This is a genomic window from Paenibacillus sp. JT22N12 (assembly GCF_056269365.1).
This window is the reverse complement of record NZ_JBWDNU010000010.1, coordinates 31,735-58,587: the sequence shown is the minus strand read 5'-3', so window position 1 is coordinate 58,587 and position 26,853 is coordinate 31,735. Positions and strand designations below refer to the sequence as shown.

Annotated in this window: 23 protein-coding genes; 1 reads left to right on the top strand and 22 read right to left on the bottom strand. The window is 53.5% G+C overall.

Annotated features, from left to right (window positions below; genetic code table 11):
- Nucleotides 1-26 precede the first annotated feature (26 nt).
- The 9 genes from AC0YOA_RS27980 to AC0YOA_RS27940 form a co-directional block, all read right to left on the bottom strand.
- Nucleotides 27-911, bottom strand: a complete 885-nt coding sequence (locus AC0YOA_RS27980; protein ID WP_475789426.1) for a carbohydrate ABC transporter permease — start codon at nt 909-911, stop codon at nt 27-29.
- A 16-nt stretch (nt 912-927) separates the two neighbouring features.
- Complete coding sequence (locus AC0YOA_RS27975) at nt 928-1,824, bottom strand: ABC transporter permease (RefSeq protein WP_210038150.1); 897 nt, start codon at nt 1,822-1,824, stop codon at nt 928-930.
- Between the two features lie 38 nt (nt 1,825-1,862).
- Nucleotides 1,863-3,530: an extracellular solute-binding protein gene (locus AC0YOA_RS27970; RefSeq protein ID WP_475789425.1), complete on the bottom strand. Its 1,668-nt coding sequence runs from the start codon at nt 3,528-3,530 to the stop codon at nt 1,863-1,865.
- A 254-nt stretch (nt 3,531-3,784) separates the two neighbouring features.
- Nucleotides 3,785-4,813, bottom strand: coding sequence for a response regulator (locus AC0YOA_RS27965; protein ID WP_475789424.1), 1,029 nt, complete (start codon nt 4,811-4,813; stop codon nt 3,785-3,787).
- Nucleotides 4,788-6,554, bottom strand: coding sequence for a sensor histidine kinase (locus AC0YOA_RS27960; RefSeq protein ID WP_475789423.1), 1,767 nt, complete (start codon nt 6,552-6,554; stop codon nt 4,788-4,790). Before AC0YOA_RS27960 ends, AC0YOA_RS27965 begins: the two co-directional genes overlap by 26 nt.
- Nucleotides 6,555-6,910: 356 nt before the next feature.
- A complete protein-coding gene (locus AC0YOA_RS27955; RefSeq protein ID WP_475789422.1) occupies nt 6,911-7,474 on the bottom strand; it encodes a GNAT family N-acetyltransferase in 564 nt (187 codons plus the stop codon).
- Nucleotides 7,475-7,969: 495 nt separating this feature from the next.
- A complete protein-coding gene (locus tag AC0YOA_RS27950; RefSeq protein WP_475789421.1) occupies nt 7,970-8,887 on the bottom strand; it encodes an oxidoreductase in 918 nt (305 codons plus the stop codon).
- Between the two features lie 422 nt (nt 8,888-9,309).
- The gene (locus tag AC0YOA_RS27945; RefSeq protein WP_475789420.1) at nt 9,310-10,107 is read right to left on the bottom strand and encodes a TrmH family RNA methyltransferase; all 798 of its coding nucleotides are present in this window, start codon (nt 10,105-10,107) and stop codon (nt 9,310-9,312) included.
- Between the two features lie 8 nt (nt 10,108-10,115).
- Nucleotides 10,116-10,781, bottom strand: coding sequence for a potassium channel family protein (locus AC0YOA_RS27940; protein ID WP_210038143.1), 666 nt, complete (start codon nt 10,779-10,781; stop codon nt 10,116-10,118).
- An 86-nt stretch (nt 10,782-10,867) separates the two neighbouring features.
- On the opposite strand from AC0YOA_RS27940, the gene AC0YOA_RS27935 reads away from it, so the two are divergent.
- Nucleotides 10,868-11,161, top strand: a complete 294-nt coding sequence (locus tag AC0YOA_RS27935) for a small acid-soluble spore protein SspI (RefSeq protein ID WP_379113916.1) — start codon at nt 10,868-10,870, stop codon at nt 11,159-11,161.
- A gap of 217 nt (nt 11,162-11,378) precedes the next feature.
- Here the strand turns inward: AC0YOA_RS27935 and AC0YOA_RS27930 are convergent, their stop codons facing one another.
- The 13 genes from AC0YOA_RS27930 to AC0YOA_RS27870 all read right to left on the bottom strand — a co-directional run bounded on the left by AC0YOA_RS27930 (nt 11,379) and on the right by AC0YOA_RS27870 (nt 26,696).
- Entirely contained in the window at nt 11,379-12,473 is a 1,095-nt protein-coding gene (locus AC0YOA_RS27930; protein ID WP_210038142.1) for a Gfo/Idh/MocA family protein, read from the bottom strand.
- 115 nt (nt 12,474-12,588) lie between these two features.
- Entirely contained in the window at nt 12,589-13,215 is a 627-nt protein-coding gene (locus AC0YOA_RS27925) for a ThuA domain-containing protein (RefSeq protein ID WP_475789419.1), read from the bottom strand.
- Between the two features lie 33 nt (nt 13,216-13,248).
- Complete coding sequence (locus AC0YOA_RS27920) at nt 13,249-14,412, bottom strand: Gfo/Idh/MocA family protein (protein WP_475789418.1); 1,164 nt, start codon at nt 14,410-14,412, stop codon at nt 13,249-13,251.
- A 91-nt stretch (nt 14,413-14,503) separates the two neighbouring features.
- On the bottom strand, nt 14,504-15,544 hold the full coding sequence (locus tag AC0YOA_RS27915; RefSeq protein WP_475789556.1) for a LacI family DNA-binding transcriptional regulator: 1,041 nt from the start codon (nt 15,542-15,544) through the stop codon (nt 14,504-14,506).
- 318 nt (nt 15,545-15,862) lie between these two features.
- On the bottom strand, nt 15,863-16,657 hold the full coding sequence (locus AC0YOA_RS27910; protein WP_475789417.1) for an aldo/keto reductase: 795 nt from the start codon (nt 16,655-16,657) through the stop codon (nt 15,863-15,865).
- 31 nt (nt 16,658-16,688) lie between these two features.
- Nucleotides 16,689-17,399: a cyclase family protein gene (locus AC0YOA_RS27905; protein WP_475789416.1), complete on the bottom strand. Its 711-nt coding sequence runs from the start codon at nt 17,397-17,399 to the stop codon at nt 16,689-16,691.
- Nucleotides 17,400-17,579: 180 nt separating this feature from the next.
- Entirely contained in the window at nt 17,580-19,718 is a 2,139-nt protein-coding gene (locus tag AC0YOA_RS27900) for a hypothetical protein (protein WP_475789415.1), read from the bottom strand.
- A 71-nt stretch (nt 19,719-19,789) separates the two neighbouring features.
- A complete protein-coding gene (locus AC0YOA_RS27895) occupies nt 19,790-20,659 on the bottom strand; it encodes an aldo/keto reductase (RefSeq protein WP_475789414.1) in 870 nt (289 codons plus the stop codon).
- A gap of 17 nt (nt 20,660-20,676) precedes the next feature.
- Complete coding sequence (locus AC0YOA_RS27890; RefSeq protein ID WP_475789413.1) at nt 20,677-21,660, bottom strand: amidohydrolase family protein; 984 nt, start codon at nt 21,658-21,660, stop codon at nt 20,677-20,679.
- Nucleotides 21,661-21,719: 59 nt separating this feature from the next.
- On the bottom strand, nt 21,720-22,718 hold the full coding sequence (gene pdxA, locus AC0YOA_RS27885) for a 4-hydroxythreonine-4-phosphate dehydrogenase PdxA (protein WP_475789412.1): 999 nt from the start codon (nt 22,716-22,718) through the stop codon (nt 21,720-21,722).
- Complete coding sequence (locus AC0YOA_RS27880) at nt 22,715-24,037, bottom strand: four-carbon acid sugar kinase family protein (RefSeq protein ID WP_475789411.1); 1,323 nt, start codon at nt 24,035-24,037, stop codon at nt 22,715-22,717. Before AC0YOA_RS27880 ends, pdxA begins: the two co-directional genes overlap by 4 nt.
- A 267-nt stretch (nt 24,038-24,304) precedes the next feature.
- A complete protein-coding gene (locus AC0YOA_RS27875; RefSeq protein WP_475789410.1) occupies nt 24,305-25,561 on the bottom strand; it encodes a nickel pincer cofactor-dependent isomerase, group 22 in 1,257 nt (418 codons plus the stop codon).
- A 121-nt stretch (nt 25,562-25,682) separates the two neighbouring features.
- Nucleotides 25,683-26,696 (bottom strand): HoxN/HupN/NixA family nickel/cobalt transporter, encoded by a 1,014-nt coding sequence (locus tag AC0YOA_RS27870; RefSeq protein WP_475768447.1) that lies wholly within the window; start codon nt 26,694-26,696, stop codon nt 25,683-25,685.
- Nucleotides 26,697-26,853: the final 157 nt, after the last annotated feature.

Sequence of the window (26,853 nt, the reverse complement as noted above, 5' to 3'; positions counted from 1 at the left end):
TTGGCATGGCGCTTGCGCTTGGACGTTTACCCCTTCACGCTTCCCATGACAATGCCCTCCGCGAAATACTTCTGCAGGAAGGGGTAGACGAACAGGACAGGGAGCACCGCGACGAATACCTGAGCCGCCTTCGACGTCCGGTCGGAAACCTCGGCCCACTTCAAGACATCATTCGTCGTCATCAGCGATAAGTCGCGGTTGATGATAACGGTCTGAAGATAGCTTTGCAGCGGATAATTGTCCGGCCTGTTCATCAGTATCAACCCGTCGAACCAGGCGTTCCAATGTGTGACAATGCAGAACAACGTCAGTGTAGCGACCGCCGGAGCCGACAAGGGAACGGCAATCCGCCACAGCGCCTGCCATCTGCTTGCCCCGTCGATCTGTGCGGCCTGATCAATTTCTTCCGGCAGCGACTTGAAGAAATTCAGCAGCAGGATGACATTGAATATCGGCACCGCTCCGGGAAGAATAAGCGCCCAGAACGTGTCGATGATGCCAGTCATCTTGATGGTCATATACCAGGGAATCAATCCCCCGCTGAACAGCATGGTCAGGACGAAATACCAGGCATAGAAGTTCCGGAAACGAAATTCCTTGATTCCCTTGGACAAGGGATAGGCGATCAAGATCGTAAGCAGCATGTTCAGCGGGACGCCAACAGCCACCCTGCCCAATGAAATAAGGAAGGCTTGCCCGAACTCGGGCTTGCTCAGAACAAAAGAATAGGATTTCAGGTTAAAGCCGACAGGCCAGAGACTCACTTTTCCCGATCCCACTGCGGCGCTGGAGCTGAACGAAATGGCAAGCACGTTCAGCAACGGAAACAGACAGGCCACGGCTACCGCCGTCAGGAACAAGTAGTTGAACGCGAGAAACGTCCGTCTGCCCATAGATGCGTGTTTATTCATGATCAACCCACTTTTCCTAGAAAATCCGATAGTTCGTCAGCCGGTAAGCGAGTACGTAGGACACGCCGATCATGACGAAGGAAACAACCGATTTAAACAAGCCGACAGCTGTTGCTACGCCGTAATTGGCATTTTCAAGCCCGATGCGAAAGACAAGGGTATCGATAATATCGCCCGTTTTGTAGACCTGCGGGCTGTACAGGTTGAATACCTGCTCGAAGCCCGCATTGAGCACATTCCCCAGACTGAGCACCGACATAAGCACGATCATCGGCAGCAGGGCGGGCAGCGTCACGCTCACCGTCTGCCGGATTCTCCCTGCCCCATCAATTGAAGCGGCTTCATAGAGGGCCGGATTGATGCTGGTCAGGGCAGCCAGATAGACTATCGTTCCGTACCCGAATTCCTTCCAGACATCGGTCAGCGCCAGCGTGTAAGGGAACCAGCCGGGATCGCCCAGAAAATAAACGGAGGGAATGCCGAGCGAACCAAGCAATCCGTTGACAATGCCTGTCGATGGAGAGAGGATATCAATCAGAATCCCGCTCAGAATGATCCATGACAGGAAATGCGGAAAATAAATAATCGTCTGCACACTCCGTTTGAACAGGCGGTGACGGGCTTCGTTCAGCAGCAGGGCGAAGGTGACGGGAACGATAATGCCCCCGATCATTTTCATCCCCGCGATGAAGAAGGTGTTGCCCAACACGCTTAACGTTCCGGGGAGGTGCAGCATGTACTCGAAGTTCTTCCATCCAACCCAGGGGGAATGAAACATCCCCTTGGACGGAACAAATCTCTCAAACGCCATTATGATCCCTGCCATCGGCACGTAGCTGTAGACGAGCACCAGGAGAAATCCGGGAAGAATCATCAGGTGAAAGGGCAGTTCCCGGATGGTCTTACGTTTCATTGCGTATTCGCCTCTTCCTTGCCGGAGGAAGCTCCCCCTTAGCGGGAGGCTTGCCAATCATTCACTTCTCCGGTAATCGTACTGCCGCCAAGATCATTCCACTGCGTTGCAAATTTATCGAACCCGTCGATGGAGCCGCCCATGATGATTTGGGTAAACACTTCAAGCTGCAGCTTCTGAAGCGTCGCATTGTTATCCGTCATTCCCTGTGTCGGAGCTCCGTAGTAGGCATCGTCGACAAGCTGGGATTTCTCGGAGTAGCCTTCGATAACCGCCAGTGCGCCTTCAGGACCGTACATCAGATTATTGCCCCACATCTTGTTGTCTCCTGCGCGGTAGGCCAGAATATTGTCGTAGTAGCCCTTCTCTTCCGTATTCAGAGCAGACGGATCCTTGGAATCCAGCGCCTTGACCACATTCAGATGAGCGTCCAGGTTCTTGCGCGGCGCTTCGCCGTAGAGGAGCGCGTATTCGAACAGCGCGATGTTGTTGCTTGAGCTGTACACATCCGGCTGCGCCGTTTTGCCCCAAAGCTTCTCGAAGTCAAAATTCAGCAGCTTGACGGCCGCTTCCGGATTTTTGGCTCCTTTTTTGACCACATAGTACGTGCTGATGGCAAAAGGCACCTGAGCCTTGGCCGGCTGATCATCCGCCGAAACAATCGGAATCGCCTTCCATTCCATGGCGGGATCCACATTCTTGCCGTCCTGGAGCCAGCCCGCATTCCAGAAGAAGCCGTAGAACATACCCAGCTTGCCGGCATTGGCGGATTCGCTTACCTTCGTCGCATCCTTCGTGCCGAATTCCTTGTCGAGCAGTCCATTCTTGTACATCTCCTGCAGTTTCAGCAAAGCCGCCCTGGTCTCAGGCTGCACGCTTCCATAAACCAATTTGCCGGAAGCATCCTTCACCCAGGTGTTGGGGTAGGAATGAAATCCGTTGAAGAAGCCCTGCATACCGGCATAGAACCCGAAAATATCCTTGTTGATGCCCAGGCCGTAAGTATCTGCTTTGCTATTGCCGTCCGGGTCGTTCTTGACGAAAGCCTCAGCGGTTTTGATCACATCATCCATCGTCTTGGGCTCTGGCAGCCCCAGCTTCTTCAGCCAATCGGTCCGCACCCACAAAACATGCGTTTGGCCAAGTCCGGAGGTCATGTTCGGGAGGCCGTACAGCTTGCCGTCGAAGGTCGCGGATTTGATGGCGTTGCCTCCATCCTGCGACATGATGTCCTTCGTAAGCCCGGATCCATATTGATCATAGAGGGAGGTCAAATCCTCCAGTGCATCGTCTTCGACAAGGCCCTTCAGCTGCGATGCGCTGACCGGCGTAATATCGGGCAGATCGCCCGAAGCGATGGCAATATTCAGCTTCTGGTCATATTGGGCGGTAGGCGTCGTCCATAAGTATTTGACTTTAACGCCCAGGTCGTTCTCATACGCTTTCGACCAGACGTTATTTTCAAGCGATTCTCCTTCATTGTACTTCGTTCCCTCGGTTATCCCCCGCACAGCCGTTATTTCAATCGGCGGATCATATTTGCCCAAAGGCTCTGCCGGAGCATCCGGTTTGGGAGTTTCATTAGTTGGTGCGTTCGCTTCGGGCGCCGCTCCTTCGTTATTCCCGTTGCCTCCGCTGCATGCGGCAAGCGTCAGGATGAGAATGACGGATAGTAAAAGCGCAATTCCCTGTTTTCGTTTTTTCATGATGAGGATATCACCTTTCCCCTTATCTATTTTCTATTGCACCATGATTATAGCAAACGCTTGCACAGCCCTGTGAGCGGCTCTGATTCTAAGTAAGTTCGAATATTTTCTTCTCATTGGAGCCTGGAGAAAATAATCGCCGCACCTTTTGAAGAAAATGTTCTCTCTCGGCTGCTGATTCATCATGAAAAAGCACAAAAACCCGATCGCGTTCAGGCCGAATGGCCGTGATCCGCTCGCGGGTTTGAATAGATTCAGGCTCGCTCCGCATGCCGCTGTCTGTATTCGCTTGGCAGCAGGCCGGTTTGTTCCTTGAATAATTTGCTGAAGTAACGCTGATCCGTAAAGCCGCATTTCTCGGCGATCCAATAGACGGGATGGTTCGTTGCAAGGAGCAGCTCCCTTGCCGCATGCAGGCTTGCGGCCTGCAGGAAGTGGCTGAACGTCAGCCGCGTAATACCGCGGAAGCTGGTGCTGAAATAACTTTTGCTCAGATTCACCAATTGGCTGATCTCACTCTGCTTCATATGCACGCCAGGCTGCTCCGTGATCAGATCAACCGCCTTGACGATTGAGCGTATGACATCCTCGGAATAGGCGGAGCTACGCAGCCATGCGGCCAACTCAGCGCGAAGCCGTAGCAGCCATACTGCTGTCTCCTCCCCAGGCGGACTGGACCATTTGTCCCAGCCGAACATCGGGAAGCTCCGCCTCCATCGTTCCATGGCGGCTAGCAGAATCGGCTGAAGCTCCGCAGCATCGCTTCCTTCCAGCTCCGCTACCGCATCCGCCAGCGCCTGGAAGCTACCGTCATCCATGACCCACAGCACTCCCGCCGCCCGCTCGGCTGCCGCCTTCCGCGCATGCGCAGGCTTCGTTTTGACAAGAGCGCTCCCTGGAAGATCCTGCCGGACAGCCCTGAGGATTCGCTCCATCGTGAGGTCCAGATCAATCTCCTCAAGCTGGGTTTTGACGATATAATCGACCGCTCCCATGCGGAGCGCTTCCTGGATGAAATCAAAATCCTGATGACAGGTCAGAATGACGACCTTAATTGTGGGATCGAGCTCCTGCGCTTGTCTGACCAGCTCCAGCCCTGACATCCCGGGCATCGTAATATCGGTCATCAGCAGCTGAACGGGATGCGACCGCAGAAACTCCATGGCCTTCTCGCCCGTCGCGGCTTCCCCGGCAATCTCAACTCCGAATTTATCCCACGGGAACATGAGCCGCATCCCTTTGCGCACCAGGCTTTCGTCATCCACGATCAGGGCCTGAATCAAGGACATCCACTCCTCTTAAGGTATCCGGGAGCCGAATGGCGATCGTCGTACCGATGCCGGCCCCGCTTTCAATCATCAGCTGCGCTTCCGCGCCATAATAGACGGATAACATTTTTTTCACATATCTTAAACCGATCCCAAGCCCCGACTTGTGCAGCTGGCCGTCACTTTCCTCCAGCATCTCCAGCAGCTTTTCCTCCGGCACTCCCTTGCCATTGTCTGTTACCCGCAGATAGAGCGCATGCTTCTCCCGGGTTATCGCAACCTCGATTTCACCTTTATCGTCGTCGTCGAAGCCGTGATACAGCGCATTTTCCACAAGCGGCTGAAGAATGAAGCGCGGAATCGGAACATCAAGGCAGTCCGGGTCTACGAGCAGCTTCACATTGAAGGAATGATCATACCGGATATTCTGGAGCTCGATATAATCGCGAACGGCGTCTACCTCTTCCTTCACGGTAACGATAATATTCTTCTTGCCCAGATTATAATGCAATACCCTCGTAAAAATCGATACGAGCCTCGCAATATTTGTCTGACCCTCCAATCTGGCCAGCCATTGAATCGTATTCAACGTGTTATGAAGAAAATGCGGATTGATCTGCACAAGCAGCTTCTCCACCTCGAGCTGGCCTCTTCGCTTCTCCTTGTCCTCCACATCCGAGATCAGCTCCGATATGCGCCGGCTCATTTGGTGAAAGTTAGCCAGTATGTGATTGAACTCCGCAAGCCCGGTTGCCGATACGCTCGTCAGAGACGGATTGTAGCTGAATCTCGTGATTTCCCTGTTGATGATGCGTATAGGTCTGTACACCATCCGCCAGATCAGCCAGGCGAGAACGATGCCCAGAATGAGCGAGAACGAAGCAAACAGGATAAACTGCGACAGCCATTTGTTCATCTCGCGGTTATACGCATCCTTGGGAATAAGCTGGTATAGCGTCCAGCCCTGCCTTCCTGCAGCCTGAAAGGTCTGATACGTCCCTTCTGGCACAGCAAATGTTGCCCCGATATCAACCGACTCATCCGCCATATTGCTGAATGCAGCCTGCCCCGTCGGCGTGGTCAGCACATGATATACGGGATAATCCACCGTGGAATCCGGCTCGCCCGCCGCAGTGAACAGCGCTTCGAGTCCGATGACCTTCGTCTCAATATAAGCATAGATCGAGCGCCCATTCCCGTATTCCAGCTTGCGGAGCAGAGAGAACACGAGCTCCTGCTGATTTCCTTGGTCCAGTGATTCATAAGGCCCATAATAAGTGAACAGCTTCTGCTTGAAGAACGCTTTCAGATTTTCCGGCTTGAAATTAATCTTCACACTGGCATTGGGAAATAATAAAGGCTCCGCCAGCTCCGGCGCATAATAGAACATAACCCCTAAATTGGGGTTGGAGAAATTCACGTTCGCTACGGACTGATTAATATTGCGGAACAGGATCGAGCGGTTGAACGAATCCTTGCTGGTAATGAACGTCACAACGTCCCGGCCGATCCCGCCCTCGATATCCATAAGCTGCGAAACCCTGCCGAGTTCGTCGAGCTTCCGTTCAAGCTCGTCCCGCTCCCGCTGCACCTTGTCCAGCCAATCCGCCTCGATCTTCTGGGTCTGCACAATATAGATCCACCGGTAAGAGATATATCCGGTCAGCAAAATAGGAATGATCGTCGCGATCGTCAAGATAATGGCCAGTCTGCCCTTAAGTGACCTGATCAATGAAAAGCGGTGGTCCTGTTCCATGCGCCAGGCGCCTCCAATGCGATGAGTGTAAAGAACAGGATTATCTTATCACAAGGGTGGTGGGTAATGCAGTGTGGAACTTTTAGCATGAATTTTTGCAGCTGAATTGTTTCATGGTGATTATTGTTTCCGGCACACCGAAAAACCCGCCGTGTGAGGTCGGGCTTTTTAGTGTGGAGGCAAGGGATAGAATTGGATAAAATGACCCGAACGCTGCTTGCGCAGCATCGGAAGCGCCGCTCGTACGTTTACGACACCGAAGAGGTTCGTCTCGATCTGGGCGAAGGTCCTCCTCCTCCATTTCTTCAATCGGAGCACTATTGGCATAACAATCACGGCTTTGCCTGGTTCAAATGTTACATCGCCGTCTTCCCGGGATCCCATAATTCACGGGTAATACTGTATATATTATGATGTTCCCACTTTCCATTAATTTTCAAATAATATTCTGAGAAACCCTCATAACGAAATCCTGCCTTCTCAAGAACCCGAATGGATCCCACGTTCCTGGGCATAACGGAGCCTTGTACCCTATGTAATGCTGCGTGCCCGAATGCAAACTGGACAGCCAAATAAACGGCTTCGGTGGTTAATCCCCTTCCGTTAAATGCTTCATCCAGAAAATAACCAATTGTACAACTTTCCCATGCGCCAAGAACAACATTGCTTAAATTAACCCTTCCGATCAAGCGACTATTATCATTTAAGAAGATTCCAAAACCATATCCAGATCCGTTCTCCCAGCTTTGATGCACTTTTTCAAGTAATTCTCTTTGTCCTTCTGGGCTATAGTGAGAATCCGCAATGATAGGTTCAAATGGCTGAAAAAAATGTCGATTTCGAACACGCAGATCAAGCAAGGAATTCATGTCCTCCATTTGAAGTCGACGAATAAAAATTTGTTTAGAGCTAAGCTGCATGTTATCCCTCCTATCAATATCATATCACTCAAACAGCCTTCCCGTTATACTCCCGCAGATGAAAGAAGAGGTGCTGCTTGGCACCCCCTTGGAGCTGAAATTTCGATCTTCGGTACCTGCACATTCTTGAAAAAACAACCTCAAACGTGTTCTGAATTACAATTCCTGTTAGTTATAATATCATTTGAGACAAAAAAAGCCCATTCTAGATGGACCGGCTCCTCTGAAGTAGTCGGCCACTGAACGGATTGTCTGCTCGCGGCAAAAAGCCGGCTGCCCTGGAGCTCAGGACAACCGGCTTAATTCGTTGGGTCATCTTCAAGCGCTGCCCGTACCGGGCAGAGTCGGTTGCCGCAACACTTGTAAGTGTATCCGACTCGGATTTCATTTTAACTACAAGCGATCCTACAGCTCCGGACATCCACCATAACATTGGCTGTTCCAGCAAATTCAGTTACGGCCGTTAGTCTTGCCATATTGCCAGTTAAACTCTCTTTAAGATAAATACGAAATACCGGTAAGGGACTCCGACACATCCCACAACTGTTTGGTAATTTGCGGATCATATAATTTCAGAACGGACGTGTCCACCTTCGGATACCCTTTGTTTCCGCCTTTTCCGTCCGGACCGATGTATTCGCCTCCCTTGAGAACGGGATAAGTTGCCGCATACAAGGTCGGTAAAGCACCCATCTCCGCGGATTGCGGGGCTAAGAGTGCCTTTACAATTTTCATTAGGGGTCCTGTTTTTTCGGATCCAAGCGAGAACAGATTGGTATTCGCTCTTCCCGGGTGGCTGCCCAGACTGATGGTATTCGAGCCGCTTGCCCTCAACCGTACATTCAACTCTTGGGCAAATAATAAATTGGCTAGCTTGCTTTGGCCATAAAATTTCACTCTGTTGTAGCCATTGCTGCCATCGAGATTATCGAAATTAATTTTGGCTCCTCTTATAGCGGTACTGCTTAGAGTGACAACGCGAGAAGAAGGGACATGACTCATCATCGGCAACATAAGTCCAGTAAGCGCAAAATGACCGAGATGATTACTGCCGAACTGGAGCTCGAAACCATCCTTGGTTTTTTGAAAAGGCGGAGTCATGACGCCGGCATTATTGATGAGAAGATTAAGCGAATCATAAGATTGCTTATACTCTTGGGCAAATCGGTGGACGCTGGAAAGATCGCTAAGGTCCAGCTTCATCATTTTCAGCAATGCGTTCGGATACTCCTTTTTAAGTTGTCTGGCGACCTCCTCTCCTTTTTCTAAATTTCGAATGGCAAACACCACCTCGGCGCCTTTCGATGCAAAAGCCCGCGCGGTTTCATAACCGATACCGCTGCTCGCTCCGGTAATCACCACTCTCGTCCCTTGTTGGTTCGGCATTTTTTCGGCTGTCCAAATGTTTTCCACAATGACTCCCCCCGTCATATTTTTAATTCAACTATCGTTGTTTATTTAACTTATGTTGATTATTATATAGAATTGACAAGCTAATTCAATCGCTAATCAACGCAGTTTTGTTTCATATCCAACAACTTCGCCGGAAATGTTCAATAATAAAAAAGAAGGAGTCCCTAAAGGCTCCTTCTTTCGGCTGGATGCTGGTGTATGAATATGAAAATCGCATTTTTAGTAAATAATCACCGTATTTCCGAAATCGCTAAACTTCTATAGAAATTGACTTAATATAAACCAAATGGCAGCAAACCCTAGTAATACAAGGATTTACTGCGACCCAGCTGTCTCATTTTGATGTTATAAACAGTCGCAAACTATCTTATAATTGTCTCAACTTTACCTTACAACTCACAGCGGACAGAAATTATTATTTGTTAAAATTCCCGCTGTCTCAGTGCCTCATACAACAGCACCGTGGCTGCCATTGCCACGTTCAGCGACTCAGACTGCCCGCGCATGGGAATAATAACGCTGGTGCTGACCGATTCAAGCGCAAGCGGCGACAAACCGTGCGACTCGCTGCCCAGCAGCAGCCACGTCGGCACCGTCCAGTTATGGCTGTAGCAGCTCTTCTCCGCCTGCAGACTGGTGCCAACCAGCTGAATTCCTCTGCTTGCCGCCTCCGGCAGATAGTCCGGCAGGCTTCCTTCAATAATAGGCAAATGAAACAGCGAGCCCATCGTGGAACGGACGGTCTTGGGATTGTATAAATCCACACTGCCATCGCCTATCAGCACCGCATCCGCTCCCACTGCATCCGCGCTGCGGATAATGGTCCCGACATTGCCGGGATCGCGGACGCCGTCAAGCACCACAACGAGCGAATGCTCCCGGTATAAAGCGGACAAGTCGGGCTTAAGCTTGGCAACGATGCCGAATACCGGCGGCGGGCTGTCGGTTCCCGTGCATTTGGACATAACTGCGGAAGAAGCGGCAATCAGCTCGCAGTTGCTTTTTTCCAGCAGCTCCCGAAGCTCGGCCGGGATGCCGCGTGCAGCATCATAGACAACCTTCAGGACGTCAGCGCCGGCAAGCAGCGACTCCTGGACAAGATGAACACCCTCAACCAGAAAAGCATCGCTTCGGTCACGATGCTTCTTGTCCAGCAAAGCGGCCATCGCCTTCACGGTATCATTTTGTATGGAAGTAATATGGGATATTGGTTTATTCACAGTTTGGTTCAGCCTTCCGCATATACGATTTCAAGATCTGTCAAATCCTGATTTTTACCGACGATAACCAGAATATCGTTGTCCTTTATTATATCGTCCGCATAAGGAGATATATTCATGTGATTATCGGTTTTTATCGCCAGCACATTGCATTTATATTTAGCCCGGATATCCAGCTGCTTCAGGTTTTTCCCAACCGCTTGGGCAGGCGCCTTCATCTCGACAATGCTGTAGTCATCCGACAGCTCGATAAAATCCAGAATATTGGGCGAAATCAGATGATGTGCAACCCGAAGGCCCATATCCCGTTCCGGAAAAATAACCTTGTCTGCGCCAATTTTGCTGAGCACCTTGCCGTGCAGCTCATTTTGCGCCTTGACGATCAGCTTGGGCACGCCCAGATCCTTCAAGATCAGGGTGGTCAAAATGCTCGCTTGGATATCCGCTCCAATCGCGACGACAACTACATCAAAGTTGCGGATGCCAAGCGCCCGAAGCGCGTCCTCATCCGTCGTATCCGCCGAAACGGCATGAGTCACTATACTCGCGACATCCTGTGTTTTTTGTTCATCAGAATCGATAGCCAGCACTTCAAAACCCAGATTGGACAAAGCGCTGGCGACACTTGAACCGAAACGTCCCATTCCAATGACTGCAAATTGCTTCTTTGCCAAAAGTCCGCACACTCCTTGTATTCAGGTGAACACACTTTTCTTATTATACCACAGCTTTCCTCTATATCCGATACGAGGGAGGCGGGATGAAACCAGACGCTGCGGGATATATTAAACCCGAAATCGATAATGGAGGGATCCCCTTGAACATACTTGATTTGCGTCAGGCTATCGTCCAGCGCGTACATGACAAAACAGGTGAAGAACTTACGGAGGTTATCGAAGGGTCCATCGGCACCGATGAAAAGGCGCTTCCAGGTCTTGGCGTCCTGTTCGAAATGATCTGGAAGAACAGCCCTTCTCCCGATCAGAACCGAATGGTGCAAACCTTATATAACCATCTGCGTTCCGCTGAAAATGCTCCTCCAAGTCCAAGTTAAGGATCGAATCCAGTCCCATATCCGGTGTTTTCTGCCGCCAGTAAAACAGAATTGATTCCTATCCTTCTTCATGACGGGCCGCGCCGGCTATGATTCTTTGGCGCGCCCGGATATACATAACGAACCGACATATCGCCAATTCTTTTTCCATATCCTATGCTCCTGAGTCATACAAAAAAACCAGCTTGCCGGGAAGGCAAGCTGATTGATTGTTTGCTTATTTGGATTGGGTTTCAAGCGCCGGCATCGGCTGAGGACGCTCGCAGGTGCTCTCCATGTTGTAGTGCTTGCCGTCACGCGAAGCATCATGGAACCCATGCATAGCCTCAAGCACATGATAGGCAAGCTCCCCGTTCGCACGATGCGGTCCGCCTTCATTGATGGCCCGGGCCATATCGGCAACGCCGATTCCCCTGTTGTTGTCGGTGTAGCCGTGAGTCAGCGCAATCTCTTCCCATTCGCCGCCCGCTTTCCTCAGCTTCACTTTGCCGCCGAAACCGTTCGGGTCCGGCACCAGCAGGGTACCTGCGCTGCCGTGTATTTCAATGTTCGGCAGTGATGTTCCTCCCTTGGCGTCAAAGCTGGTAATCAGCGTTCCAACCGCGCCGCTTTCAAAATCCAGCACACCCGCGATATGCGTCGGCGTCTCGACTTTGATCTTCTGGCCGCGTTTCTTCTCGCTTGTAATGGTGCGCTCCGGATAAGAGATAACGGCAGAGCCCGTTACGCGTCTGATCGGCCCCAGCAAATTGACAAAAGCGGTCAAATAATACGGTCCCATATCAAACATCGGACCGCCGCCAACCTCATAATAAAACTCCGGATCCGGATGCCAGCTCTCATGTCCGCCGCCAATCATGAACCCGCTAACCGCGATTGGCGTTCCGATTGCGCCGTCGTCGATCAGCTTGCGGCAGGTTTGAATGCCTCCGCCCAGGAACGTTTCAGGCGCGCTTGCAACGCGCAGCCCCTTCTCCTTCGCCAGTTTGAGCACCTGCTGCCCTTCTTCGCGGGTTACAGCCAGGGGCTTCTCCACGTAAACATGCTTGCCGGACTCCAATGCCTGAAGACATACCGATGCATGCGCTTTGGGAATCGTCAGATTCACAACAATTTCAATCTCCGGATCGGCCATCAGCTGATCGACGGTATAGGCTTTATCCAGATTAAATTCCTGCGCGCGCTGCTCGGCACGGGATAGATCCAGATCAGCCGCAGCGACAAGCTCGAGCTCTGGATATTTTTGCAAATTGGTGAAATAAATTTTGCTGATATTACCGCAGCCGACAATACCGACTTTAACCCGCTTCATAATAGGGAACCCTCCTAAGGTTATGACAATGAATACATGCCGTGAAGCCGGCGACCTGCTCCGTGCAGAACGCCGCAAGTATAAATGAAGAACCAGCTGACCCCGCAGACATTAACTACCCGCGCGCAGCCCACAAGAAGCCGCGGCGCATGAGCTCAAGCACCTGCGGGATTTCCACAATATTGGCCTGATGTCCCAATGTGTTATGGAATACGCGGCCCTCTCCCCAGGTCTTGCTCCAGACAACCGGCATCTTGACATCGTCAAAAGAGGTTGTCGCATGAACCCGGACTGCAGGGTCGATATGCATATAATATTTCTCTGAAGAAACTTCAAAATCGCCGATTCCCTGCGTAAGCGGATCCTCGGCATCCACCATATTCACCTCATACAGCACCCCGTCATTGCCCGGGTGAGCCACCCATTGGCCGCCGACCATGTACTGGTATTCCACCTCATTGCGGAAGGAATCCGACATCCCGCCATGGCAGCCGGCAATACCACAGCCGGCCTGAACGGTATCCAGCAGCGGACGCAGCTGCTCCTTCTCAATCGTCCCCATGGTCCACACGGGAACAATCAGATCCAGCTGCGCCATTAGATCGGCATCCTTATAGGCGTCAAGCGTATCGGACACGGTTACCTCGAAGTTCTCCTTGCGCAGCAAATCGGCGAAAATAGCCGCGACTTCCTTTGGCTGATGGCCATCCCATCCACCCCATACGATCAATGCCTTTCTCATTACAACACACCTTTCTTCATCTCACTTTGGTTTCTAGCGCAGCTCGGAAATCGCGACCCAGCGGCGTTCCTCAATTGATTTGTCTACAGCCTCCAGTACTGCCTGGCACGCTACCCCGTCATGGAAATTCGGAACCGGCTGACGGTCCTCTGACAGAGCCAGCATGAACTCATGCAGCTCATGCGTGAAGGTATGCTCATATCCGATCGTGTGGCCCGGCGGCCACCAGGCTTCGCTATACGCATGCGCCGGATCGGTTGCCAGCACACGCCGGAAGCCCTGAACATCTGCGGCATCATCCGTGAAATAAACCTGAAGCTCGTTGACCCGCTCGAAATCGAACTTGATGCTGCCCTTGCTGCCGTTAATTTCAAAGGAATTCGTGCAGCGGTGTCCGGGAGCAAAACGAGTCGCTTCAATGCTGCCAAGCGCCCCGTTATCGAATCGTGACAGGAACAGCGTGGCATCATCGACGGTAACAGGACCGCGCGGAGCATCCTTGTCGCCTTTGGCGCTGAGTCCGGTCATGGCGGACGGAAGCGGACGCTCTTTAATGAAAGTTTCGTTCATGCCGATCACTTCCTGAAATTCACCTACCAGGAAGCGGGCCATATCGATCACATGCGCGCCAAGATCGCCAAGCGAGCCGGAGCCGGCAATTTCCTTCTGCAGACGCCAGACAAGAGGAAAGTCCGGGTCCACGATAAAATCCTGCAGAAACATGCCGCGGAAATGATAAATCTTGCCGATCCGCCCTTCCGCGATCAGCTTCTTCGCAAGCTGAACCGCAGGCGCAAACCGATAGTTGAAGCCAACCAGATGCTTGATTCCCGCTTTCTCCGCAGCTTCCAGCATTTCCACAGAATCAGCCAGGTTAAGCGCCAACGGCTTCTCGCAGAAGATATGCTTGCCCGCGGCCGCTGCAGCAAGCGCGATCTCCTTATGGGCGTCGCTTGGGGCGTTGATATCGATCAGATCAATATCATCGCGGGCGATCAGATCGCGCCAATCGGTCTCGGACGTTTCCCAGCCGAACTGGGCCCGTGCCTGCTCCAGCCCTTCCGGATCGCGGCCGCAGATCGCCTTCATCTCCGGCTTCGGCACATTCGGGAAGAACATCGGCAGCGCCCGGTAGGCGTTGCTGTGGGCTTTGCCCATAAATTTATAACCAATCATACCGACACGAATATTACTCATACATTGTGCCCTCCTCATTCAATTGGATATCTAAGTCCGGGTTCCGCCGCAGATAGAAAGTGGCGGGTTCCGGATTAAGAATCAAAGACGTTTATGTCGGAGTCCTGGATGATGCCCGTACCACGAGCCGTACGGGCAGTTTGACATGAATAGCCTCCTGCCGGTCCTGATCATTGCTATCCGCCGTAATAATACCCAGCAGTTGGGAAGCAGCCTCGCACCCGATCTGATAAAAAGGGACCATAATGGAGGACAGTGGCGGATCCGTCAATCTTGCGCCTTCGGAGTCATCACAGCCGATAATGGCGGCATCCACGCCGGCGCGCATTCCGCGCTCCTTCAAGCCTTGCAGCAGACCAATCGCCATCCGGTCATTGGCGGCGATAACCGCGTCCGCGAGACCTGCGCCTATCATGGCGGCAACGGCTTCCGCATGCTGATAGCCGCTTGTCCGGCTGTAATTGCCAGTCAGCACCATCGCGGGATCGAAGGGCAGTCCGGCTTCTTCCAGCGCCTGCTTATAGCCGTCCAAACGATCCAAGCTGTTGGAGTACACACCCGGTCCGTTCAGGAACAGGATTCGTCTGCAGCCCTGTCCGATGAGAGTTCTCGCAGCTTCATGGCTGCCCATGCGCTGGTCGGCGTCAATCGTATTATAGGCTTCGCCGTCGAACCGCTGATTCACCAGACAAAAAGGATAATTCCCCTCCTGCAGCTCTGCTAATGCCGCACGCTCGCCCGGTACATCCTGTGCGCCAAGAATAATACAGCCGTCCACCTTCTGGGTGCGGAACAAATTCGCGTAATCCCTGGGCTCATCCGGTTTTCGGAACAAGAGCAGCAGATCGTAGCCGCGTTCCTTGGCCGTTACGCCGATCCCGCTCAGAATTTCCGAGAAATAATAGGTCGAGAACAGATTGACCTTGGGCAGCAGCGGCAGTATGACACCCAGATTGCCGCTTTTGCTGCGTGCAAACCGCTGCGCCAGCGCACTGGGAACATAATTCAGCTGCCTGGCCGCAGCCAGCACCCGCTCTCTCGTCTCCTCCTTAACCGGTCCGACCCCATTAAGCACCCGCGAAACGGTAGCTTCCGACACACCCGCAAGCCTAGCGACCTCTCTTCTGCGAATAAGTCCTTCCTCCCAATTCTGCTTGGGTTTAATCCGCGATTAAACCTCATTTCATTGTGTCTTGTCAGATGGAAAACCCAGGCAGTGTACACGCGTACATTTTCTCATGTAAGCGCCTCCGTGTCAATCCTAAATAAGGCGTCCGCTACCGGAAGTTTCATATCTTCTCGCGCCGCATGGTAAGCATGGCAGGAAGAAACGGCTCCGCCGTCCTTTGCAGCAGTGTTATGACCTCAATTAAAGAAGCGGAAATCCGGCACTGCGCCTGATTCCGCTTCTCATGTATATCTTTGAACCCGGTCTGATGCGTCCGGGATTTTATTTGAACCGGTTCACCCAGCCCACAAGCTTTTCCTGCTCACTGATGCTCAATTGACCCTGCTTCAAAATTTGCAGGTTGCCCCTCACATATTCCGGTTTGCGCATGGAAACGATCACTTTATCGACAAGCGGGCTTTGCGCGACCCAGCGCAGCAGAAAGCCTGGCGCATCCTCTTTCTCCCCGATCTCCTCCAGCTTCCAGCCGCGTATGAAGGGAGATAAGGCAAGCACCTCCATACCCGCAGTCCTGGCCAGCTTGAAGACTTCCTCCGCGGCCAGGTTAAACGCGTTATAAGGCGCAAGCACACAGGATACGGGATGCTTGTCCGGCAGCCCCTTCAGATCCTCCGCACGAGCCATGCCCAGCGCCACGCGTTTGATCTTCCCCGCGGACAGCCATTCCTGCGCCAGCTCCAGCTCCTGCCCGAACCTGCTTTTATCGTTGTGTACATGAATCACAAGCGTATCCATCCGGTTGGTTCCAAGCTCCTCCAGCATGATATCGATATGCTCCGCCTCATAAGGCGTCGGCCCCGGAAGCTCATCTGATTCAACTGCGGGCTTGAAGAAATTCCAGGCCATAATATGCGCCTCATCCCGCCGGCCCAGCTGCTCCAGAACTCTGCCCAGCGCCACGCGCTCCTGATAATAGGTCGTATCGATAACCGCGATGCCGTTATCCAGACAAGCAGCGACGATAGCGCACTGCTCCTCGAAGGAAGCAAGCGGATCGCTTCCAAGCGCTTCGATAAACGAGTGGCCTCCAAGACCCATTCCAAAACTCCGGTTCATCAGTCATCGTCCTCTCGACTATCTGTATTTTCTATACAAAAGCAAGCGCGCGCATCGGCGCGCCAGAACCTTGCTTTACCTTAAGCGGCGCTACCATAACATAGGATTCACCAAGAATCTGATCCAGCCGGGTCAGATTTTCGATAATATTCACCCCATTGCCCAGCAGTACATAATGGGCAGGCGATTTATTGGCGCTGCTGCCATCGATGGCAATAGCGTCACAGCCGACAACTTTAATGTCCCGCGCCACCAGAAGCTCCGCCGCTTCTTTATTAATACCCGGCCAGGCAACGCTGAAATCAAGACTTTTGGTCCGTGGAACCCAATAACGGTCCCAGCCGAAGCGGAAGAATACAATATCGCCCGCTAGAATCGGCTGATTATCCCGCTCCCACTGCTCAATTTCCTCTGCTGTTACTTCATCCTTGGCTGTGTAATGGGAGAAATTCAGCGTCAGCGCGCGGCCATAAAACTTGGCGACCGGCGTTTCATCCATATACAGGTGGGCAGGGTGCCCTTCCTGAATAAAATGCGCAGTCGCATCCATATGCGTCCCGCAATGCTCACTCATCATCAGCTGATAGGCCAGGGCGATGCTTCCCGTTTCGAAAGAATCCAGAAGCGTGTGATAGTAACGGGAATGCGACTGAACGACCGGCATATTTTCCTCCAGCGTGTGGGACAGATCCACGACCTTCATCGTGGACAGCAGCTCCGCCAGCTGGCTGACTTTAGACATATTGATCCCCTCCTTGTAATTATTATTGCATGGATCAGATTTGCGGAATTGTGAACGGGACCTTGCGGCTTCTCTTCAGGCATCTCATGACGCCATGCAGCATGGCAAGGCTTCTGATGCGGGAAAAAAACCTCTCAGATCATGTTCAATTTCCCGTCGCTTTGACAGGATGGGATGAATTCACGCCTCGCCAACTTTGATATAAAGTCCGGTATACTCATAGATTTTCGGAATTCCGATTCGCAGCAAGAGGCTGCCGTCATCCCGGGTATCGGAGGAGATGAGCTGAACCGGCGCATCCTCATGCAGGCTGCGGAATTCCTGAACCCGCGAGCCCGCAAGCGTCAGCGAAACCTCCACATCCGTTACGGGAATCGTCTCCAGAATGGGGCGTCTTGGCAGCGATGTTGTGTTCACCGCATGCAAAATGTAGGCATCCCCGTCTGTACCGCTGCGATTCAGGCTGAAATGAACGCTGGATGGCGCAGTCGTGCTTACTTTATACTGGCTGCCAAGCAAATAATCCACGCTGCCCGCCAGCAGCCCGGCAAAGTCGGCATGGCCGTGCAGCCAGATATTCCGGTCCACACCATAAGGGAAGAAGACCGATTCGCCAAGTCCATAACGGTTCAATAGAAGCGTCGGATATTCGGTATCGTAGCTTCTCAGCCAGGAGCGCTCAGGCGGCTGAGGGAAAATTTGCGGCACATAGGTTACGATGGACTCTGCGGTATCCGCCGTTCTGCGAACCAGACGCTGCGGTCCCCAGCTTGCCAGCAGCTCCGTATCCTCGAACCCTTGGGTCAGGGGATGACGCTCTCTTATCTTCTGATAGCCGAACGTCGAATTATCCTTGACAATCCCCGTGAACGAGCAGCCAAACACATCACCAAGCGCATAATCATGGCGTTCCGATCCATCTTCGCGGAGCAGCGAGGTGCGGTCGGTCGAAATCAGCTTGCCCCCGGCCTTCACATAGCTGCGGATCGTCTCTATCTCCCTATCGGACAGACAAGCCGCATTGGCGAGAATCAGCACGCGGGTTTGAGCCAGCGTCTCCAGGTTCAGCCGGTCATCCGTCAGCAGCCGGTATTGAATCCGGCGGTCGGTAAGCACCTGCTCCAGCCCGATCAGATGCGTCATATAAGCGTCCTTGGAACGGTCGTGGTTACCCAGCGCCGCATTGGATGCCCGGGAATAAAGAACCGTTACTTCAGGGTCTGTATTCTGAATGGTCAGAACATCCTCATGGCGTTCCATATAGTCATAAATATCCGCGGAAAGCATGGCGTTGCGGCGGTCGTAGGTCGATCCGGGATGTGCTCCGTTGAAGATCACATTCCAGAACGAACCGCCGGCGCTGATGGCTTCCCACATCCACAGCCTCGTCTCCTGATTCGGAGAAGAGATGTAGCGCAAATTGTTGTTGGTGCCCAGGTGGCCGAACAGCATGACCGGCGTCTTGTCCGGCGACAGGCTCTTCAGAAATTTGATCAGCGTGGATGGCCCGTTAAGCGGTTCATGATCGGCAGTGAACAACGGCGTGACCAGGAAATCAAAATGCTCCCTGATGGCGTACAGATCATGGCTGCTGCCCTTGAACTGGTCATGATACAGGCCGAATATCTCCGCTGCGAAAGCTTTGTCCTCCCCATATTTCTTCACAACGGCGCGGCAGTCGCGCAAATGCTCCTCGACGCAGGCCGCTTTCCAGATGCGGTACTCGTCGTAATGCGGATCGAAGAAATCACCGCCGCGCGGCAGCTCTTTGCCGATTTCGCTGCGGTAGCGGTCCGAGCAGCTTTTGCAGTAACAGATGCCCCATTGGTTATAGGAATTTTCCCATACCCCGTCGATATCGTAATTCTGAAACAGGTAATCTATAAAGGCATAGGCATGCTCATTGCGGTATTTGCTCTGGTAGCAGGGTTGAAAAATAGCCGAATGCAGCGGATTGTCGCGGATAAGCGGCTCGCCCTGCGCATTGACGCTGAACCAGTCGGGACGCAGCTCATAAATCCTTTTGTCCACACCGCGAAAATCAACCCGGACAACCACTTTGATGCCTTTTGCATGACAGGCATCCGTGAGGTCCTTCAGAATATCCTCGCCTTGCATAAAAGGATTGGGATTGGCGGTGACCAGATTATGCCGGAAGAAGTCGACAATCCCGCCGCCGTTAATAATAATGCAGTTGGAGTGAATGCTCTCCAAATACGCCACCACCGATTGGGCGTCATAATCGACGATATCGGGCTCGCGAAGCACGGTCTGCAGAATGCGCAGCTGCTTCTGGTACCAGAAGGTATTATCCGTCATGGGTCATTTCCTTTCCTTAGTAACCATAGTAGCCTGTATATCCAACGTCCCGTTCAACTTTTTAACGCATCCTATACGTAGCGGCTGTGCAGCTCATCGAGGCTGATCCGCCCTTCGAAATCATTGCAGATGCTCACATTGCTGCGCACAATCTCCGCATCGCGCATGCCCATGAGGGCCACGTCAACATAAGGGTTGGACAGCACGAACTGGATCAGCGCTGGCGTATAGTCGAAGGTATTGCCGGGGTTCACCATTTGAATCCAGCGCTGGAAGGTGCCCGATGTCGGGGTGCGCATCGTCAGAATGCCCATCCCGGCCTTCTCCGCTTCCAGCAGGCTGCCGAAGGGTCGGCTAGGCTCATAGGGATGCTGGAAAATAAAATTGTAGCAGAGCTGTACTGTATCAAAAGCGCCGCTGCGGATCAGACGGTACACCGCGTCATTATTATCTTCGCTTGTGAAGCCGATATGGCCGACAAGCCCTTCTTCCTTTAACCGAAGCATCTGCTCGGCCATGCCACCGCTGCTGAGGATATCGTCGGTCTGCTCCGGCTTGAAGGAGTCGCCGTGGATCTGCAGCAAATCAATCCGGTCCCGGCGCAGCCGCTTCAAGCTGCCCTCAAGCGAGGAGCGCAGCTCCCCGCGCTGGCTGTAGGCGATCTTGGTAGAGAGGAACAGCGGATAAGAGCCGCTCACCTTGACTCCTTCAAGGGCCTCGCCCAGTATCGCTTCGCTTTGACCATCACCATAGGCAGGCGCTGTATCGTAATAGTTAATGCCCGAGGCAAGCGACTCTTCGATGGAAGCGATGATGCGGCCCCGGTCTTCGGCATTTTCCGGGTCAAAGGCATGCAAATAATTTTTCAGTCCGGCCGCCGCCCCGCCATAGCCGACGCGGCTGACGGTTGCTCCTGTTTTGCCAAGTTTCGTGTACTCCATATCAGCTGGCTGCCTCCTTACATATCGCTTTTCCAGGTCTTCAGCAAATAATCCGACATGCTTGCGCCCTGGCTGAACGCAGGTGAATTCATATAAGCCGCCAGAAGCCGTTCGTAATCGTCAACAGGCAGCTCAAGCCCCTTCGGAAAGAAGGTCACATTGCGGTTCCTGCGGAACTGCTCCTCTACCCATCCCGGAATTTCGATCGCCCGGGATGCCGGAGGCTCGCCGGAGAAGAACTGCTCATTCGCATTAGTACCGGCGATCAGGCGGAACTGCTCCTCGCTGCATGTGTCCAAAAATCCGCGGAACAGCTCAAGCGCCGCTTCCGCGCGCTCATTGCGCCAGAAGAGGACAGGATACTCGCTGCCCCACATGAGATGCTCCGCTCCGCAATGCTCCAGCACATAGTTGATCCACGCTTTATATTCGCCATGCGGGGGAATAGAACCGCACATCCCCAGGTTCCGTACCAGAATACCGTAGAAACGCGGATGACCCATCAGCTCCGTGATGAAACCTCCTGCACGCTCGGCATCATTCGACTGAAAGCCGGCGTACATGAAGTGCGGCGCAGCCAGCCTCGCATCCGGATAACGGGCCAGCCATTCCAGATAAAGCTTCGCTATCCGCTGGTCGCGGCATGCGTCGATTCCGTAAGCCCACCGCCCCCTTTCCCCGACGATATCCAGCACCTCCGGGTCTTCCATCGCTTCGCGGTATTCGAACCGGATCGCCATCGCCCCGGCATCCAGCTGGAGCCGGATAATCTCCTGGCGCTGCGCCTTCGTTTCCCCGAAAGGGATGCCTACACACCGCAGACGATCGGCATGCTCCGCGCTTGCCCGTGCCAGCGACTGAAGGTCCGGCACAAGCGGACCCAGCACCGTGACCGCGCGCTCTATCTCATGAACATCCATATAATGAAGCAGCTGCTCAACCGAACCGAAACGAGGCAGACCGAAATGAGAGTATGCATCTGTCGCTTGCCATTTCATCATCTATTCCCCCTTCAGACATGATTCCATCTACTATGAAATTCTTTTATGGAAAAATAGCTCTAGCGTATCTTCGGGGCAAGCTCTGCGGCATAGCGGATTGCCGCGATCATGCTGCGTTCGTCAGCCTTGTTTGTGCCCGCGATATCGAACGCCGTACCATGATCGACCGATGTGCGGATCACGCCGTCCTTCAGTCCGACGGTAATATTAACCCCGGCCTCGATTCCGAGCACCTTGATCGGCGCATGCCCCTGGTCGTGATAGCAAGCCACCACCATCTGAAAATCGCCGCGGGCCGCCCGATAGAACAGCGTGTCCGCCGGATAAGGACCGGATACCTGAATACCCTCTTCAAGCGCACGCTTGATGCCGGGAACCAGCTTCTCTTCTTCTTCGCCGTATCCGAACAATCCATTCTCCCCGGCATGAGGATTAATGCCGCACACCGCGATCGTCGGATTAGGGAAGCCCGCCTGCTCCAATGTGTCGTGTGCCAGTTTGATTACGCGGTAGGTCCGCTCCGGATTGATACTTGCGATCGCATCGATAAGTCCAAGATGCGTTGTCAGATGGATAACTTTCAAATTTGGCGTGGCCAGCATCATGGAGTAATCCTCGGTTTCCGTCAAATGGGCCAGAATCTCCGTGTGCCCCGGAAACCGGTGGCCGCCCATATGGAGCGCCTCTTTATTGAGCGGAGCCGTGCAGATGGCATCGATATCCCCGGCCTGCGCCAGTTCCACCGCCTTGGCGATAAAGCGGTATGCGGCATCGCCTGCGCTTGCCGACAGGACGCCGAAGGGCAGATCATCCGGCAGCACATTCAGATCGATGCAATCGATGCTCCCCTTGTCATATAACGCCTCGCTCATGTACTGGATGCGTCTGATCCTCACGGGCGATCCTGTTACCCGGACAGCCCGCTCCAGAATTCCGGCATCCCCGATAACAACTGACCGGCACAGGTCGAACACCTCTTGAGCTGCCAGTGCTTTTACAATTACCTCCGGGCCCACACCCGCCGCATCGCCCATCGTAATACCAATAATCGGCTTCATATCCGACTCGCCTCCTTAATTCGTTTCATTGCCTGCAGCAGCACTGCCTTCGTGCCAAATCCGCCCGCCTTGGTCACTGCCGTCCATTGCTTGTCCCTGCAGATTAGACGCCCCAACGGAACGCCCGTCTCCACTTCGCCCAGCAGGTCGAATCGCTTCGCCCCGATCAGCGAGCAGATATGTCCCGCGGTATCGCCGCCGGTCATGACAAAGCCGGCCGGCTCACACTCTGGCAGCGCTTCCACCAATGCCTCGGCAAGCCCCTCGGCAATGACAGCCCCCACCTCTGTGGGACGCAGTCCCTGCCGCTCTCCCATCGCCTTCGCGCGAATGATATCTTTTTCACTGGCGGAGCAGTACAAGACGGTGTCCTTCCCGCTCGACAGGGAAGCACCAACTTCAACCGCCGCACGGTGAATCTCCTGATTGCGGGCGTCGCCGCCGCCAACAAGCAAATCGGATTGAACCGCCACACCTTGCACTCCCGCTTCCAGCATATAAGTCAGTTGTCCTCTGGAGATGCCGCTGACACTGCCGATAACGGCAAGCGCCGGCTGTGCGGAGGTTGGCCCTTGTCCGGTCCCCGGTTTCTGTGACTTCAATCCGGCCCCGCCGCCTCGTGCCCGATCCGCGGCTTGCAGCGCCAGACTTCGGGCAAGCCCCGCCGAGCCAGCCCAGACGATGCGCAGACCGCTGCCCGCCATCGACCTTGCCACATGATCCAGATCCTCATCATATAGGGCATCGAACAGAAGGTACGGAACCGCGGCCTTGCGCAGCATGTCCAGCCGTACGGCCAGCGCAGGCTGATCCATCAGCTCATCGCGGGTGATGAGCGCACAAGACCGCTGGCTTTGCATCCCCACCAGTCTTGGAATATAAGATTCCGTTACCGGCGTCACCGGATCATGAGCCGCTTCTGTATTGTGAACAAGCGTCCCGCTCCGGTATTGGTACCCGTTCTCGGTTGTCCGTCCATTGCCGGGGTATGCCGGCGCAAGCACAATAAAATCCGGCTTGAACGCGTCGTACACCGCATCAAGCTCGGCTCCGATATTTCCCCGAAGCGTTGAATCGAGCTTCTTGTATACGATTCCGGCGGCTAACCTGCTCACATAATCGGCAGCATTCCTCACCTTGGCGTAAGCCGTTTGGGGCGAATCCGCACGGCTGTCCGTATTGAGCACAACCGCATCAAGACTGCCCGGGGCTTCCTCGTCAAGCTGGAACAGCACCGACGTGCTGTAGCCGCTCGCTGCCAGCTGCACGCCGCTGTCGTTAGCACCTGTGAGATCATCGGCGATCATAGCAAATTCCATAGCTTCTCCTTTCGTAATCAAAGAGGATCACTTGCCTTCAGCCTGGTTGGCTTGCAGGCTCAAAAAGTCCGGCTGCGCAAGCTGGTAAATTTGAGGCACATAGCTCGCTAGCGCATGCTGCTAATTCGAGGTACATAGCTCACAAGCGCATGCTGCTAATTCGAGGCACATTGCTCGCAACCAGAAGCTTACAAGGCAGCTTTCCACAGGCAGCTTGCAGCTTTACCATTCTGTTTTCGCCTGCATCACCGGTTTATCACCGGCCAGTTAGAATGACGGTAAATTCCCGTCCTCGTCGAACCGGAATTCCTCCCACCCGCCTTCGGTCTCGATGTTTGGCAAGGCTTGAATTTCCTCATAAACGGACTCCGATACGTAGACATGCTCGACGTGAAGCGTGCTTACGATACGGGCAATTCTCGCCCGCTCCTCCGGTACGTTCCAATTGGCCCGCAGCGCCGCCGTCAGAGCCGCACGGTCATTGTCCAGGGTGATCGGTACCGATGCCCGGGAGAGAAACGTGCTGGTAATGACATTCTCATTCATTATCTTTCGGTCGATTTTATCAACCAGTCGAGTCGTGGTCAGATCTGCAAGTCCGATACCAAGCGCATTGCCGTGGGATTCCTCGCTCAGATCGCCTGCGATGACGTATTTGATCCGGGGCGACACCGGCTCCGCTTCTCCCTGAATCCGCATTCGGCCGATGATGTTCGTATCCATCCCGGTGCCGCTGTGGTTTTTGCCGATTTCATCGACAATGAGAATATCCAGCTCATCCGTCGGAAGCTTCGGATACATGGCTGCAGAAGCAAGCAGCAGCGCTTGCTCGCGTTCATTGATCCTATCCGGTTCTATGGCTTCCAGAATGGAAGTCTGCTCGATGGCATTTTCCACAATCCCGAGACCGAACGCAATCCGGCCCGATTCAATCACAACCTTGCCAACTTCGGGCATAATATCCCGGATGCCGGGCACTCCGTAGGAGTGCAGCAGCAGCGCCTGCTTATGCTTGCCCAGCCCGATCGCCGCCATTTTCGTCAGGCCGCTTTCAATTCCGACAGGCGACTTGAAATCGGTATGCAGCTTGATGCGTGCGACTAATACGACGCCATCCGCCTCAGACGCATGGCGGTCCATGTAGACGGCGGTTCCGCCTTGCGTCTGCCCGATTTCGACCACGTCCATGGAGCTGATCACAGGCGCCCCGCATTTCTCCTCGGTAACGCCGAGACTTTCCAGCACCTCAATCTGTCCTTCCGCGGTCGCTCCGCCATGGCTGCCCATAGCCGGCACAATAAAAGGATGAGCCCCGTATGACTTGATTTCAGCCGCCACTGCTGCAATAATCCGGGATATATTCGCAATTCCCCTGCTGCCAGCCGTAATCGCAATCCGCTGACCCGGCTGAATTCGCCCGGCAATCTCCGGTTTCCTGATCTCAGCGGCAACTGTCGCCTCTATATTTCCGACTGCTGGTGCATGAAAATGCTGACGGATTTTTATCATTTTCGGCAAGGCCATATGCTCAACGCCTCCTCATGAAATAAGTATAATTCAGCCCCTCATCCCAATCATCATAATAAAGGACGGATTTATCACAAAATCCGCCCAATGCTTTGCAGGTAATCCAGAGAACTCAATATCAGCTTTCAACATTTTTAATGATTGGATTCGATCTCCGGCGGAGCACCGACACCAGCCACGCTCCAAACAGGAGGGCCGCCAGGCCATAACCCATGTAATCGAAATTCAAGCGGTTCACCCAACTGAAGAGCGGATTTTCCTGCGCCATCTCTCCGGAAAACGTCTGCAGCAATTCTACTGCTCCGATGATAAGAGCAGCAGCTACCGAGACTGCGGTGATCGTTGTATTATAATACAGCTTTCGCATCGGCGTGATGAGCGCCCAATTGTAGGCTCTCGTCATAAATACGCCGTCTGCCGTATCCAGCAGGCTCATGCCTGCAGCGAACAGCAGGGGCAGCGAAAGCAAGCCCCATACAGGTGCGGCGTTCTGCACGGCTGAAGCAGACAGCGCAAGCAGTCCGATCTCCGTAGCGGTATCGAAGCCCAGACCGAACAGGAACCCGAGCGGGTACAAATGCCAGCTGCGGCTTACCAGCTTTAATGCAGGCTTGGCCAGACGGGCGATCAGTCCCCGCGATTCAAGCAGCTGCTCAAGCTTGGCCGGATCCGTCCTGACATGGCGGCCTTTGCGTATGATGGCAACCAGCTTCACCAGAACCACCAGATTGATAAGCCCCACGATCAGCAAAAAGATCCCCGATACGCTCATTCCGATCACACCGCCGACCCGCTGCATATCCGGCATGAAGCCCTGCGCCCACTGGAGCGAAATGCATAAAGCGACAACCATCAGAAAAACAACCGAAGAATGGCCAAGGGAAAAATAAAATCCTGTCCCCAGCGCATTCCGCTTCTCCTGCACCAGCTTCCGTACCGAATTGTCGATAGCCGCGATATGATCAGCATCAAAAGCATGGCGGAGACCAAGCGTATACGCCAACAAGCCCATGCTCCAGAAAGCGGGAAGATCATGCACAACCGTGAGCAGCCCTGCAAGACCGGCAATATGAAGGACCGCGATTATAATGGCGTAGTGGATCCACGAGCCTTTTTTTACCTTTTCAGACATGGTCGGTCTTTCCTCTTTTCCTCTTCGAAATGCGGGTCTGCTCCCTTGGGCCAATTTAATCTGCGGACTTATGTAGAAGACAATTCAAGCTGCAGTTGCGGCAAGCATCCCACATCCATTGTAACGAATTGATCGCTATAAAGTAACCTGTCTCCCG

Bases quoted from the DNA above. Each gene is read 5' to 3' on its own strand.
- AC0YOA_RS27960 (WP_475789423.1), bottom strand. From the start codon at position 6,554: ATGGAACAGGACCACCGCTTTTCATTGATCAGGTCACTTAAGGGCAGA.
- AC0YOA_RS27925 (WP_475789419.1), bottom strand. From the start codon at position 13,215: ATGAGAAAGGCATTGATCGTATGGGGTGGATGGGATGGCCATCAGCCA.
- AC0YOA_RS27890 (WP_475789413.1), bottom strand. From the start codon at position 21,660: ATGATGAAATGGCAAGCGACAGATGCATACTCTCATTTCGGTCTGCCT.
- AC0YOA_RS27870 (WP_475768447.1), bottom strand. From the start codon at position 26,696: ATGTCTGAAAAGGTAAAAAAAGGCTCGTGGATCCACTACGCCATTATA.
- AC0YOA_RS27935 (WP_379113916.1), top strand. From the start codon at position 10,868: ATGAAACCAGACGCTGCGGGATATATTAAACCCGAAATCGATAATGGA.
- AC0YOA_RS27920 (WP_475789418.1), bottom strand. From the start codon at position 14,412: ATGAGTAATATTCGTGTCGGTATGATTGGTTATAAATTTATGGGCAAA.
- AC0YOA_RS27895 (WP_475789414.1), bottom strand. From the start codon at position 20,659: ATGGAGTACACGAAACTTGGCAAAACAGGAGCAACCGTCAGCCGCGTC.
- AC0YOA_RS27910 (WP_475789417.1), bottom strand. From the start codon at position 16,657: ATGAACCGGAGTTTTGGAATGGGTCTTGGAGGCCACTCGTTTATCGAA.
- AC0YOA_RS27930 (WP_210038142.1), bottom strand. From the start codon at position 12,473: ATGAAGCGGGTTAAAGTCGGTATTGTCGGCTGCGGTAATATCAGCAAA.
- AC0YOA_RS27955 (WP_475789422.1), bottom strand. From the start codon at position 7,474: ATGCAGCTTAGCTCTAAACAAATTTTTATTCGTCGACTTCAAATGGAG.
- AC0YOA_RS27880 (WP_475789411.1), bottom strand. From the start codon at position 24,037: ATGGAATTTGCTATGATCGCCGATGATCTCACAGGTGCTAACGACAGC.
- AC0YOA_RS27975 (WP_210038150.1), bottom strand. From the start codon at position 1,824: ATGAAACGTAAGACCATCCGGGAACTGCCCTTTCACCTGATGATTCTT.
- AC0YOA_RS27905 (WP_475789416.1), bottom strand. From the start codon at position 17,399: ATGTCTAAAGTCAGCCAGCTGGCGGAGCTGCTGTCCACGATGAAGGTC.
- AC0YOA_RS27900 (WP_475789415.1), bottom strand. From the start codon at position 19,718: ATGACGGATAATACCTTCTGGTACCAGAAGCAGCTGCGCATTCTGCAG.
- AC0YOA_RS27875 (WP_475789410.1), bottom strand. From the start codon at position 25,561: ATGGCCTTGCCGAAAATGATAAAAATCCGTCAGCATTTTCATGCACCA.
- AC0YOA_RS27980 (WP_475789426.1), bottom strand. From the start codon at position 911: ATGAATAAACACGCATCTATGGGCAGACGGACGTTTCTCGCGTTCAAC.
- AC0YOA_RS27970 (WP_475789425.1), bottom strand. From the start codon at position 3,530: ATGAAAAAACGAAAACAGGGAATTGCGCTTTTACTATCCGTCATTCTC.
- pdxA (WP_475789412.1), bottom strand. From the start codon at position 22,718: ATGAAGCCGATTATTGGTATTACGATGGGCGATGCGGCGGGTGTGGGC.